Annotated in this window: 13 protein-coding genes; 5 read left to right on the top strand and 8 right to left on the bottom strand. The window is 61.8% G+C overall.

Going from position 1 to position 13093, the window contains the following annotated elements:
- Positions 1–39 precede the first annotated feature (39 nt).
- Entirely contained in the window at positions 40–816 is a 777-nt protein-coding gene (fpr, locus tag ACYCFC_RS11650) for a ferredoxin-NADP reductase (protein ID WP_181083572.1), read from the bottom strand.
- A 113-nt stretch (positions 817–929) separates the two neighbouring features.
- On the opposite strand from fpr, the gene ACYCFC_RS11655 reads away from it, so the two are divergent.
- On the top strand, positions 930–1856 hold the full coding sequence (locus ACYCFC_RS11655) for a LysR family transcriptional regulator (protein WP_181083574.1): 927 nt from the start codon (positions 930–932) through the stop codon (positions 1854–1856).
- Positions 1857–1919: 63 nt separating this feature from the next.
- Here the strand turns inward: ACYCFC_RS11655 and erdR are convergent, their stop codons facing one another.
- On the bottom strand, positions 1920–2570 hold the full coding sequence (gene erdR / locus ACYCFC_RS11660; protein ID WP_181083576.1) for a response regulator transcription factor ErdR: 651 nt from the start codon (positions 2568–2570) through the stop codon (positions 1920–1922).
- 243 nt (positions 2571–2813) lie between these two features.
- Here erdR and ACYCFC_RS11665 point away from each other — a divergent pair, with 243 nt between their 5' ends.
- The gene (locus tag ACYCFC_RS11665; RefSeq protein ID WP_459651697.1) at positions 2814–3740 is read left to right on the top strand and encodes a DMT family transporter; all 927 of its coding nucleotides are present in this window, start codon (positions 2814–2816) and stop codon (positions 3738–3740) included.
- On the opposite strand, the gene ACYCFC_RS11670 is transcribed toward ACYCFC_RS11665, so the two are convergent.
- The gene (locus ACYCFC_RS11670; protein WP_459651698.1) at positions 3730–4440 is read right to left on the bottom strand and encodes a tRNA-uridine aminocarboxypropyltransferase; all 711 of its coding nucleotides are present in this window, start codon (positions 4438–4440) and stop codon (positions 3730–3732) included. The two genes, ACYCFC_RS11665 and ACYCFC_RS11670, sit on opposite strands and share 11 nt — an antisense overlap.
- Positions 4441–4546: 106 nt before the next feature.
- Here ACYCFC_RS11670 and ACYCFC_RS11675 point away from each other — a divergent pair, with 106 nt between their 5' ends.
- A complete protein-coding gene (locus ACYCFC_RS11675) occupies positions 4547–4942 on the top strand; it encodes a PA3611 family quorum-sensing-regulated virulence factor (protein ID WP_181083582.1) in 396 nt (131 codons plus the stop codon).
- A gap of 303 nt (positions 4943–5245) precedes the next feature.
- Here the strand turns inward: ACYCFC_RS11675 and ACYCFC_RS11680 are convergent, their stop codons facing one another.
- A complete protein-coding gene (locus ACYCFC_RS11680; RefSeq protein WP_459651699.1) occupies positions 5246–7651 on the bottom strand; it encodes a phosphoketolase family protein in 2406 nt (801 codons plus the stop codon).
- Between the two features lie 129 nt (positions 7652–7780).
- Between ACYCFC_RS11680 and ACYCFC_RS11685 the strand changes: the two genes are divergently transcribed.
- A complete protein-coding gene (locus tag ACYCFC_RS11685; protein ID WP_459651700.1) occupies positions 7781–9190 on the top strand; it encodes an MBL fold metallo-hydrolase RNA specificity domain-containing protein in 1410 nt (469 codons plus the stop codon).
- Positions 9191–9319: 129 nt separating this feature from the next.
- Positions 9320–10411 (top strand): LOG family protein, encoded by a 1092-nt coding sequence (locus ACYCFC_RS11690; protein WP_459651701.1) that lies wholly within the window; start codon positions 9320–9322, stop codon positions 10409–10411.
- A 176-nt stretch (positions 10412–10587) separates the two neighbouring features.
- On the opposite strand, the gene recX is transcribed toward ACYCFC_RS11690, so the two are convergent.
- From recX to ACYCFC_RS11710, 4 genes are all read right to left on the bottom strand, one after another.
- Complete coding sequence (recX, locus tag ACYCFC_RS11695) at positions 10588–11055, bottom strand: recombination regulator RecX (RefSeq protein ID WP_459651702.1); 468 nt, start codon at positions 11053–11055, stop codon at positions 10588–10590.
- 4 nt (positions 11056–11059) lie between these two features.
- Positions 11060–12103, bottom strand: coding sequence for a recombinase RecA (recA, locus tag ACYCFC_RS11700; protein ID WP_181083591.1), 1044 nt, complete (start codon positions 12101–12103; stop codon positions 11060–11062).
- 84 nt (positions 12104–12187) lie between these two features.
- Positions 12188–12688: a CinA family protein gene (locus ACYCFC_RS11705; protein WP_313102109.1), complete on the bottom strand. Its 501-nt coding sequence runs from the start codon at positions 12686–12688 to the stop codon at positions 12188–12190.
- Positions 12689–12823: 135 nt separating this feature from the next.
- Positions 12824–12991, bottom strand: coding sequence for a hypothetical protein (locus ACYCFC_RS11710; RefSeq protein ID WP_158601297.1), 168 nt, complete (start codon positions 12989–12991; stop codon positions 12824–12826).
- Between the last annotated feature and the right edge of the window lie 102 nt (positions 12992–13093).

The following is a 13093-nucleotide window of genomic DNA, read 5'->3' on the forward strand; positions in this document are numbered from 1 at the left end:
GCATCGCGCCAGCCAGCCTTCGTCAATACGTGCGAGCTGCTACTTCTCGACGAAGGCCCGCTCGATCAGGTAGTGCCCCGGATCGCCCATTCGCGGCGAAGCCTTGAGCCCGAAGCTGTTCAGCACTTCGCTGGTTTCGCTCAGCATGCTCGGGCTACCGCAGATCATCGCGCGGTCATCCTCGGGATTGATCGGTGGCAGGCCGATGTCACGGAACAGCTTGCCACTGCGCATCAGATCGGTGAGCCGGCCCTGATTCTCGAAGGGTTCGCGCGTGACCGTCGGGTAGTAGATCAGCTTCTCCTTCAGCGCTTCGCCGAAAAACTCGTTTTGCGGAAGATGGCTGGTGATGAAATCACGGTAGGCGACTTCGTTGACGTAGCGCACACCATGTACGAGCACGACCTTCTCGAAGCGCTCATAGACTTCCGGGTCCTGGATGACGCTCATGAAAGGTGCGAGACCGGTACCGGTACTGAGCAGATACAGGTGCTTGCCCGGCAGCAGATCATCGAGCACCAGGGTGCCGGTCGGCTTGCGACTGATCATCAGCGAATCCCCTTCCTGGAGATGCTGCAGACGCGATGTCAGCGGCCCATCCGGCACCTTGATGCTGAAGAACTCCAGGTGCTCTTCGTAGTTCGGACTGGCAATGCTGTAAGCCCGCATCAGGGGGCGGCCTGCCACCTCCAGGCCGATCATCACGAACTGGCCATTCTCGAAGCGCAGCCCGGGATTGCGGGTGGTTTTGAAACTGAACAGCGTGTCGTTCCAGTGATGCACACTGAGGACTCGCTCGACGTTCAGGTTGCTCATGTATGGATACCCCTTCTAGTGCGCGATGGCGCATCAAATCTATGCGAAGTCTAGCGGGACGACTAATATTCGTTAAATGAATATTAACGATATGCTTTATCGGTTATATAGATATGCACTTTACTTTGAGGCAACTTCAGGTATTCGTTTCCGTCGCCCGCCAGGAGAGCGTTTCACGCGCGGCGCAAAGCCTGGCACTTTCGCAATCGGCGACCAGCACTTCGCTGGCCGAGCTGGAACGCCAGTCCGGCTGCCAGCTGTTCGACCGCGCCGGAAAACGCTTGTGGCTCAACGCCCTGGGCCGTCAGCTGCTGCCGCAAGCGGTCAGCCTGCTCGACCAGGCCAAGGCCATCGAGGACCTGCTTGCCGGCAAGACAGGCTTTGGCTCCCTCCATGTCGGAGCGACACTGACTATCGGCAATTATCTCGCGACCCTGCTGATCGGCAGCTTCATGCAGCGCCACCCCGAATGCCGGGTGAAACTGCACGTTCAAAACACGGCGCATATTGTCCAGCAGGTCGCGCAATATGAACTTGATCTGGGCCTGATCGAAGGCGATTGCCAGCACCCCGATATAGAGGTGCTGCCCTGGGTCGAAGATGAGCTGGTAGTGTTCTGCGCGCCGCAGCATCCTCTGGCCGGGCGTTCGATGATCACGCTGGAAGACTTGTCACGAGAAGCCTGGATTCTGCGTGAACAGGGCTCGGGAACCCGGCGAACCTTCGACCACGCCATTGACAGCCACTCGCTCAGACTCAATATCCGCCTCGAACTGGAGCACACCGAAGCAATTAAGCGCGCCGTCGAGTCAGGGCTGGGGATCGGCTGCATTTCCCGCCTGGCGCTGCGCGATGCTTTTCGACGCGGGAGTCTGGTGGCGCTGGAAACACCCGATCTGGACCTGACCCGGCAGTTCAATTTCATCTGGCATGCGCAGAAGTACCAGACAGCCGCCATGCGCGAATTTACCGAACTCTGTCAGGCACTTACCGAGGGGGTGCGGCGCAGCGACGAAATAGTGCTGCCGGCAATTGCCTGAGCAACGTCTGCACTGCATGCCGTGCACCGAAGCTTCGCGCCAGTCAAGGCAATCAGGCCGTCATCAATTGGCTGGAATGGAACCCATCTGCTGCAGCAGCAAGGCTGCCTGGGTCCGGGTGCGAACACCGAGCTTGCGAAAGATCGCCGTCACATGCGCCTTGATGGTCGCCTCGGAGACGCTCAGTTCATAGGCGATCTGCTTGTTCAGCAAACCGTCGCAGACCATGGTCAACACTCGGAACTGCTGGGGCGTGAGACTGGCAAGGCCTTCGCTGGCCGCCTTGGCCTCGGGACTGACATGCGCTACGTCCTGAATGTTGCTGGGCCACCAGGCGTCGCCGTCAAGCACGGCTCGCACCGCTTCCTGAATAGTCTCCAGCGAACTGGATTTGGGAATGAAGCCACTGGCGCCGAACTCGCGAGAGCGGGCAACCACCGCGGCATCCTCCTGGGCGGAGATCATCACGACTGGCAACTGCGGATATTGTCCCCTGAGCAGGACCAGCCCGGAAAACCCATAGGCGCCCGGCATATTCAGGTCCAGCAGCACCAGATCCCAGTCCGAGGTTCGGTTCAGTAATGTTTCCAGCTCGGCAATGCTGGCTGCTTCGCAGAGCCGTACCTCGCTCCCCAGTCCAAGCGTCAGCGCTTGCTGGAGCGCACTACGAAACAGTGGATGATCATCGGCGATAAGGATTTCGTAAGCAGCCATTGGCAGACCTATAGTTTTTATTGGCGCTTTCATCGGCCTGAGCCGAATCCGACAGACTGTCGTCAGGGGGAGCCCGAAATTATAGTTCGGAAATGGTATGGCGTGATGATATCGCGCCACCATCCGGAATTCGATTGGCAACCCGCATTTAAATCAGGCGGCGCAAGCATGCCGGCCTGGGAATAAGTGGTCAAGTCAATCGTTTTGAGGCAAAGTTCCCGCCTTTTCCCGACGAGTCCAGACATGCGCAACCAGGCCCTTCGCGCCGACTTTCTGATGCTGATCACTGCGATGATCTGGGGTACCGGCTTTGTTGCGCAGCGGATCGGCATGGATAACATCGGTCCGTTCCTGTTCACCGGCCTGCGCTTCGCCTTGGGCGCCATGGTTCTGCTGCCGCTGCTGCTGCGCCAGGGCCGCGGCCCCGCACGGCACGAGCCATTCCTCAAACGCAGCATGCTGCTGGGTGGCTTGTGCATGGGGCTCGCACTGACGCTGGGCATCAACCTGCAACAGGTCGGCCTGCTGTTCACCAGCGTGACCAACTCCGGCTTCATTACCGGACTCTACGTCATCGTGGTGCCCCTGCTGGGGCTGATCATCGGTCAAAGAACCGGAATGGGCACCTGGCTGGGCGCGACCCTGGCGGTCGTGGGCATGGCGTTGCTGAGTATCGGTGATGACTTCACGGTGGCCTCCGGCGACTGGATCCAGCTGGCCGGCGCCTTCGTCTGGGGTGTCCACGTCCTGCTGGTGAGCTTTTTCGTCGGTCGACACGACGCCATTCGTCTGGCATTCGTGCAATTCGTCACCTGCGCGGTGGTGAGCCTGGCACTGGCGGCGCTGTTCGAGGAAACCAGCCTGAACAGCATCTGGCTGGCCGCGCCGGCACTCATCTATGGCGGCATGTTCGCCGTCGGCGTCGGCTACACGCTGCAGGTCGTCGCACAGAAACATGCGATTGCCTCCCACGCGGCCATCATTCTCTCGCTCGAAGCGGTGTTCGCGGCAATCGCCGGCGCGCTGTTTCTCGATGAAAGCCTCAGCCTGCGCGGTTATTTCGGCTGCGCCCTGATGTTCATCGGCATGCTCGCCGCCCAGCTCTGGCCACGCAAGCCAGCCCCGCCAATGACGGACAGCGACGTCGCGCCAGCCGTGTCTAAAACCTAGCCGCCAACATCCGATGGGCGGCATCGTCCAGACTGGGCGCGCGCTGATGCTTGGCCGCCAGATAGTGATCGGTGAAGACGTCGAGCCAGGCGTCCAGCGCAGTCGAGGCCTGGGCATCCCCCGCCAGCCCCAGACACAACGCCGCCACTTCGGCGGTACACAGATGTTCGCTGCGCGTGGAACGTCTCAGTCGATAGCGCGACAACACCTCGGCCTGCAGACTCAGCACCGGCAGGCTGTTCAGGTATGCACTCTTGCGAAACATCTTGCGCGCCTCGGTCCAGGTCGCATCGAGCAGGATGAACAGTGGCCGCTTGCCCGTATCGACCTGAACCGTTTCGACCACGCGCTCAGGCGCGGCATACTCGCCGGGAAAGACCACGAACGGCTGGTATTGCGGATCGGCCAGCAATTCGATCAGCGCCGGTTCGACCGCCGTGCGCTGCCAGCCGAAGGCATGGGTATCAGCGACCACGTCGGCGATCAGCCAGCCGGTGTTGCTCGGCTTCAGCGGCTCGATATCGTGCATGATCAGGCATACCGCACTGTGCGCCTCCACCTGCGGTAGCCAGGCGCACAGGCAGTGGCTGTCCCGGACACGACAACGGACGCAGCGCGGAGCACGCGAGCCTCTGGCAATGAAGGGCTTGAGGCTGCGCGCAAGGCGCGCCTCGCGCAGACGGGCTACGGCATGGGGCATGGGTATTGAAACGACTGAGGCTGCGAGTGGGCCGGCAGTCTAGCAAAGGGCAATGAACCGCGCAGGCAGCCATCGGTCGAACGACGGCAGTCATCAGGAGATCGCCATGTACCGCACGACCGCTTTATTCACACTCTGTCTCGCCCTGCCCTTCAGCCACATCGCCGCGGCGCAGGAGCAGCAGACACTGACCCAACTGCTCGAAAAGGTCGCTCACGAAAGCAGCGTCGGCACGCCCCGCGCCATCAATGAAGACCTTCTTGACGAAGGCTACACCGTCGATGGCAACGAGCTGGTCAACCACCTGAGCGTCCGACCACGTCATGCCGCGCAGATGCGCGACAACCCCCAGCAGGTCCGTAGCCAACTGGCATCGAGCGTGTGCAATAACGACGGCCTGCGCCAGTTGATGGCCCAGGGTGCCGTGCTGCGCTTCGAGTTCAACGAATACCAGAGCAAGAAGCCGATCACCCGCGAGCGCTACCGCGCCAGCGACTGCTAGACATGAAGTGCCGGAGCAGCGTAAACCGCCCCGGCCTCTCAACTTCAGCGAACCATTGAAAAAAACGTAGGCGAGGCAGGCAAGACAAGGCGCAACGACCAACGGGAGTAACAGCCGAAGGCTGGCCCGAAGGGCGAGTGCAACGAGTCAAAACAGGCGAGGAACGAACCGGGCTCGCGTACGAGTTTAGTGGCCTAAATGAGCAGTACTCACTTCGTTCGCCCTCCGGGCCGCGCTGAAGCGCGTTAGCCGCAAGCGGCTTGCCGAGCCTGTTTTTAACGCCGTATGCCAACGCAGGTAGTTTTAGCGCAGCACGCCCGGATCGCCCTTGCCGGCCACGGCAGCGGCCTCGTCGGTCTTGAGCAGCGCAGTGCGCGGCATACCCAGTAGCCGTGCGCAGGCGGCCAGCACGTTCGCCCAGGAGGCACGGTTGGCGAACTGCATGCCCGCTTCGTCCAACGTCCCGCCCCGATTGCGATAACCCAGCACCGAGCTGCAACGCGCATCCGGCAGGATGGGCCAGAGATGGCCACGCAGCACCTCGGGGCGCATGTGCGTCAGCATGACCCTAAGCGCCATCCGTTCGGGAAACAGTCGCTCGCTGACGCCATCTGCCGCCAGCGCATCGATTTCCCAGCGGTCGCGCGGTGCGCGGAAACGCCCCGGTTCCTGTAGATAAACCAGTCGATAGGCGACACCCGCCTCCTTCAGACGCAGCGCCGCCCGCTGCATTTCGCTCAGTTGGTAGCTGCCGTTGGCGATCAGCAGGACGGGGCTGTCGCCGATCTGTTCATCGACGACGAGCGCGCCATCCCTGGCCAACTGCTCGGCCTGATCGCGATTGAAGAACGCCGGTCGATCTCGCTTGGGCATCACCAGGCAGGCCAGCTCACCTCGTGCCTGATAGATCGATGGCAGCAGCGCCAGGGCACTGTTGTGGTCGGCGGGAAAGAGCACCCGCACCATGTCGTTCATTTCTCCCAGCAGCGCCTCGCAGAAGGTCGTGTCCTGATGGGATTGCTGATTCTTGCCATTTTCCCAGGTGTGCGACGTCGCGATCAGCGGCCAGCCGAGCCAGCCAGCCGGGCGACCGACTTCCTTCTGCTGACGCGAGAAGATCAGGGTCTGGCGCACCGCGCCGAGCATCTTCACGCAGAACGCTTCATAGCTGGCCACCAGGTTGAGCCCGCCCTGGTTGGCCAGGCAGGCGGAAACCACGGCCTCTTCGTTGAGTGCGGTAATGATCTGGCCATCGACCGCCTCAAGCTCGCTTTCCGGGTCGATCACACGATGCTTGAGCGCTTTGAGCACGCCACCCAGGCGGTTGCTGGCAAGCTCGTCGGGGTTGCCGACACGCGGGCGCAGCGTCGGGTTGGCCTGGGTCAGCGCCACGAAGAAGTCATCGACCGCCGTCATGGGCGAGCAGCTGTCATCGCGATAGTTGAGTGCCGGCATCGTCGGCTCGTCGGGGTGACGTCGCGCCAGCGCATTGTCGCGCTCCAGTGGACGTCCCTGGCGGTGCTTGAGCAGCAATTCACGCGCGGCGCGCAGCTCGTCCTGCGGGACGAACAGTGGTGCGACGTGCTCGTTGAACAGATCGCGTGAAACCTCGTCCCGGGACGGATTGCCCGGCAGCGGCAGGTTGTGCGAGGCATTGCTGCCGGCGCCATAGAAACCGAAGCCCTTCACCGTCTCGGCGATACCGTAGGGAATAGGCAACGGGTAGTTGAGAATGCCCCGCTCCTTTTCCTCGACGCGCCTGGCCAGGCGCTGCTCCATCTCCCACAGCATGCAGACGAAGGCAGCCGGATCGCGACCATCGAAAAGAACCGGATCGAAGCCGCAGCCACTCAGATGCTGACGGAACCCTGCCAAGCCCTCATCGGTGCCGAGCTGGGTGCGCTGCTCGATGCGCCGGCCATTGGCAATCATGATCGGCAGCGCCATGCCGCAATCCTCGGCCCGCCACCAGCGTGGAATCCAGTCACTGCCGCGCTGCTCTTCAGCCGCGCCGTCCGAAAGAAAGGCCACCAGCGTTTCGCCCGGCAGCGGCATGTGCGCGTACTGCAATTCGGCGAAGCCAAGATAGCCGCCTTCGGCTATTCCACCGGAGGTATGCGGATTGACGTGACTGCCCAGCGGCGCGGCAGGGCTGCCATCGGGCGCCAGGTGATAGCCGTAGAAATCCTGGAGCAGGCGATTGATGCCCGCCTCACCACCGCCATAGGCCTGTGCCTGCTCGGGATGCAGGTTGTCGGTGAGCAGGTTCAGCGCTTCGATTGCCGCCACGCAATGGCCCTGCCCCATCAACCAGGCGCGGGTTGTTCCTGTCAGGGCATTGAGCCCCAGGTAGCCGGCATAGGCCGGGACCATGTTCAGCGAACCGCCCGTATGCCCCTCGGGGGAGGGCTTGAAATCCTCGGCTGCCAGCGGCGAGCCATCGAGTCGGACCTGACGCGCATAAGTCATGTGCACCACCAGCCAGAGCCCCGCAGAACTCAGCCGGTCGATGGCCTGCAGCAGGCGATACACGCTGGCAAGATCCTCCTGCAAACCAGCCTGGACCAATTGGTGGGCCAGACGAAAAACCGCCGCCTGGGTTTCCAGTGAATGCTCGAACGGACCATAACCGGCTCGCCAGACGCCAAATTCCGGTTGAAGTTCGGCGTGGCGGTCCATTTCGGCAAGACTGGGCAGTAGTTGATTCATGAGGTCGCTCCATAACTTGGCGGTTGCGGTAGTCTAGACAGCACTCGCCCGGCTATCGCTGATATGTATCAAGACACGAAGCCTGGGTAGCGGGCATTCTGGAGTTCATCGTATAGACAGGAACCTACCATGGCTTTGCTCAGTTTCTTCGGCGCCGTTCAGCAGGTCACCGGCTCATGCTATCTGATAGAGACTCATGACGGGGTTCGCGTTCTGCTCGATTGCGGCATGCATCAGGGGCGACGCAAGGACGAAGAAGGCAACCGGGCGGCCTTCCCCTTCGATCCGAAAAGTCTGAACGCCGTGGTCCTGTCGCATGCTCACATCGACCATAGCGGCCTGCTGCCCAAGCTTGTTGCCGAGGGTTTCAAAGGTCCGATCCATGCAACCGATGCGACCTGCAAACTGCTCGAACTGATGCTGTTCGATTCGGCGCATATCCAGGAAAAGGACGCCGAGTGGGAAAACAAGTGGCGGGCACGCCTGGGCAAGCCGCCGATCAAGCCGCTCTACACCCGAATCGATACCGAGCGCATGCTCACACAGCGCCAGGCGCAATCCTACGGCGAACCTTTCGAGGCGGCACCAGGCGTCACCGTGACCTTCCACGATGCCGGTCACATTCTCGGCTCGGCCATCGTCCAGGCGGATGTTACGGACTTCGGACGCACACGCCGCCTGGTGTTTTCCGGCGACCTGGGTAACGCCTGCTCGCCTCTGATGCACGAACCCGCGACATTGAGCGAAGCCGACGTGGTACTGATGGAGTCCACCTACGGCGACCGTGATCACCGCGACCATCAGACGACCATCGAAGAACTGGCCGACATCCTGCAGCAGGCTCACCGGGATGGCGGCAATGTGCTGATGCCCTCCTTCGCCGTCGGTCGCACGCAGGATCTGATCTACTACCTCGGCCTGCTCTATCAGCAGGGTCGCCTGCCGCAACAGGCGGTATTCCTCGACAGCCCCATGGCCATCGGCGCGAACGCCATCTATTCACTGTTCCAGGAGCAACTGGACATCGCGGGTGTCCAGCCGGGCGATCCGAACGGCAATGGCAGGCAACGTATCGAAAAGTGGCTGCCAATCCTCAAGAGCACGCCCAGCGCGGAAGAGTCGATGACCATCAACCGCTTCAAGAGCGGCGTCATCATCATCGCCGGTAGCGGCATGTGTAACGGCGGGCGCATCCTGCATCACTTCAAGCACAACCTCTGGCGCAAGGAGTGCCACCTGGTCATTCCGGGCTTCCAGGCGCGTGGCACTCTGGGCAGGACCATTGTCGACGGCGCGCAGACCGTCAAGCTGCTGCATCAGCGCATCGCGGTGAATGCCCAGGTCCATACGCTCGGCGGCTTCTCCGCGCATGCCGGGCAATCCCAGTTGATCGACTGGGTCAGCCATTTCAAATCCCGCCCCGAATTGCATCTGATACACGGCGAACTGGAGAAAATGCAGGTACTGCAGAAGGCGCTGGACGAGCGACTGGACTGGCAGGCCAATATTCCCGAACCCGGTGACCGTATTGCGCTCTGATGGGAGCGCAGAGCACCTCGCTGCACCTCACCGCTGGAGCGCACGCCATTCTGGCCGCAGCGCTCCTTCACTCATCAGCAGACGCGCGGCCAAGCCGGCGGCGCAGGTATACGTCAAGGGAGCCCCTGCATGCCGTTTGAAACGGACGATTATCTTTCACGCCACTTCAAGACCAGCGGCGCTGACCTGTCGAAAAAGATTGACGAGCTGGTCGAGCTGGTCATACCGGCCACCAGTCAGAACCTGCCCCTCTACCGGGAGATGCTGGTCACCGTGATCCGCATGGCGCAAGCGGACCGCAACCGCTGGGATGCCAAGATCCTGCTGCAGACCATGCGCGAAATGGAACACGCCTTTGGCGTGCTCGACCGCTTCAAGCGGCGGCGCAAGGTGACCGTCTTCGGCTCGGCGCGCACCCCCGTCGAACATCCGCTGTACGCGCTGGCACGGGAGCTGGGCGCAAACCTGGCGCGACACGATCTGATGGTCATCACCGGCGCTGGCGGCGGCATCATGGCCGCCGCGCATGAAGGCGCCGGCACGGACAACAGCCTGGGACTGAACATCACCCTACCTTTCGAGCAGCATGCCAACCCGACCGTGGGCGGCACCGACCACCTGCTGTCATTTCACTTCTTCTTCGTGCGCAAGCTCTTCTTCATCAAGGAAGCCGATGCGCTGGTGCTTTGCCCCGGCGGCTTCGGCACGCTGGACGAAGCATTGGAAGTATTGACCCTGATCCAGACCGGCAAGAGTCCGTTGGTGCCTATCGTGCTGCTGGACGAACCCGGCGGTACGTTCTGGAAGGACGCCCTGAGCTTCATGCGCCACCAGCTGCAGGACAATCGCTACATTCTGCCCAGCGACATGCACCTGGTACGCCTGGTCGACAATGCTGAGGATGCTGCCAGAGAGATCGACACCTTCTACAGCAACTTCCACTCAAGCCGCTGGGTGAAAGACCGCTTCGTCATGCGCATGAACCATGTGCTGACCGATGCCGCACTCGACTTCATGAACCGGGAGTTCGCCGACCTGTACCTGCAAGGCCGCTTCGAGCAACAGGCCTGCTGCGAAATGGAACTGGATGAGCCCGAACTGCAACGGCTGCCGCGCCTGAGCTTTGCATTCAATGGCCGCGACCACGGTCGCTTGCGCGAACTGACCGATTTCATCAACGAAAAACGCAATTGGGCGGCCCCGCTGGGGGCGCAGGACTGAAGAGAAGAATTCCTTTCGTGTAGGAGCGGGCCATGCCCGCGAAAAATTCTGCACCCGAGGAGGGTCTCTTCGCAGGCATGGCCTGCTGCTACCGGGTTGGGCAGTGCTACGCCTGCCGGAACAACGATAACGAGAGGAAGCTTGCGGTTCTGTAGATATTTTCGATGCCCGCCACATCAGGACTCTGCCGAACCGCCACGCAACAACCGACCAATCATGTCCAGGGAATAGCCACGATAGCTGAGGAATCGGCCCTGTCTCGCTTTTTCCCTGGGATCGCCCGGCAGCTCGCCAGCGAACTTGCGCTGCCAGACGGCACGCAATTGCTCACCCCAGTCGAAACCACTGTCTCGCAAGGCCTGCTCGATATCCTCACGAGGCAGACCACGCTGGGACAACTCTTCACGAATGCGCAAGGGGCCATAGCCGGCATTGGCGCGCATGCGGATGAAGCTTTCCAGATAGCGCGCTTCGCTGAGCAACCCTTCCTCGGCAAGTCGATCCAGAGCCGACTCGATCAACTCAGCCGGTGCGCCGCGCTGGCGCAGCTTGCGTGACAGTTCAAGACGCCCGTGCTCGCGTCGAGCCAGCAAATCCATTGCAGCCCGACGCACGGCGGTGGGGTTATCCAGCACGACAGCCATGGGCTCAGATGTCGGCGTCAGCCAGATCTTCGGCCACCGGGTTGGCCTTGGTATTGGCCGAAGTCACCAGCAGCTTGTCGCGGATCTGCTGTTCGATTTCGCGACCGATCTCGGGATTTTCTTCCAGATATTTGGCCGCATTGGCCTTGCCCTGACCGATCTTGCTGCCCTTGTAGGCGTACCAGGCACCGGATTTCTCGACAAGGCCCTGCTGCACGCCGAGATCGATGACTTCGCCGTTGCGGTAGATACCCTTGCCGTAGAGGATCTGGAACTCGGCCTGGCGGAACGGCGGGGCCACTTTGTTCTTGACCACCTTGACGCGGGTTTCGCTGCCCACCACTTCGTCGCCTTCCTTCACCGCGCCGGTACGGCGGATGTCCAGGCGGACCGAAGCGTAGAACTTCAGCGCGTTACCGCCGGTGGTGGTTTCCGGGCTGCCGAACATCACACCGATCTTCATGCGGATCTGGTTGATGAAGATCACCAGGCAGTTGGCGTTCTTGATGTTGCCGGTGATCTTGCGCAGCGCCTGGGACATCAGGCGGGCCTGCAGGCCGACGTGGGTATCGCCCATCTCGCCTTCGATTTCCGCCTTGGGCACCAGCGCCGCCACGGAGTCGACGATGATCACGTCCACTGCATTGGAGCGCACCAGCATGTCGGTGATTTCCAGCGCCTGCTCGCCCGTGTCGGGCTGCGACACCAGCAGGTCATCGACATTGACGCCCAGTTTGCCGGCGTAATCGGGGTCCAGCGCGTGTTCGGCATCGACGAATGCGCAGGTCGCGCCCATCTTCTGCGCTTCGGCGATCACCGACAGAGTCAGCGTGGTCTTGCCCGAGGATTCCGGGCCGTAGATCTCGACGATCCGGCCTTTCGGCAGACCGCCTATGCCGAGAGCGATATCCAGCCCCAGGGAGCCGGTGGAAATGGAAGGGATCGCCTGGCGATCATGATCGCCCATGCGCATGACCGCGCCTTTGCCGAACTGCTTTTCGATCTGGCCCAGGGCAGCGGCCAAGGCACGCTTCTTGTTCTCGTCCATTACAATCCTCACTTGATCAAGAGGGCCAGAGGCCGCAACAACTGTATAAGTAGACAGTATTAGAGCATAGGCAAATTTGATCGCCTAGCCCTGAAGGGGATTTTCTCCATTGACCAGGCTGATCAAACCGACGAGCGCCGCCTCCACGCTCTGCTCACGCACTGCCTGACGGTCGCCGGCGAACTGGAAGCGCCGGGCAAACAGCTGATCGCCCGCCGCCCAGGCCAGCCACACGGTGCCCACCGGCTTCTCCGGCGAGCCGCCGCCCGGCCCGGCCACGCCGCTGACCGCGACGGCAAAGCGCGCGCCGCTGCCTCGTTGCGCGCCACGTGCCATGGCCTCGACCACTTCCCGACTCACCGCACCGACCTGCTCGAACAACGGCGCAGGCACGCCCAGCTGGCGTGTCTTCTGCTCATTGGAATAGGTGACGAAGCCCGCCTCGAACCAGGCCGAGCTACCGGCGATGCGCGTGATGGCTTCGGCGATACCGCCACCAGTACAGGATTCGGCGGTGGTGACGTGCGCACCAGCAAGCTGCAGCGCACGGCCCAGGTCGGCGGCCAGTGCTTCGATCGGGTTCATCGCAGTTCCTCGACGGCATTGAAAGAGGCACAGCCTACCCCAGTAGGAAAAGACGCACAGCCGTGCGAACAACTACGAGCTTCGAGAAAAAACGAGCCCCGCCGAAGCGGGGCCGTTCACCGGTTCGGAAGTCCGTCATACCCGCGGGATGTCCGGGTCGTCTTCGAACATATCGACGTCCTCGTCGGTCAGCTCGCCATTATCCGGCTCCGACATGGGAGCATCGTCGATGCTGGCGCCGTCCGGATCGCCGGGCAAGGGCTCCTGGGATTTCGGATCGTTCGGGTCGCGTTCGTCTTGCATGGTTCACCTCCGACGAGGCCGCCAGTGGCCTCCTGGCATTCGAACGACGCAGGGGGAAAAGGTGGCGCCCGTCAGTCCGATTCATGGTCGCCACTTTTGCCC

The organism is Stutzerimonas sp. NM35 (assembly GCF_054604355.1).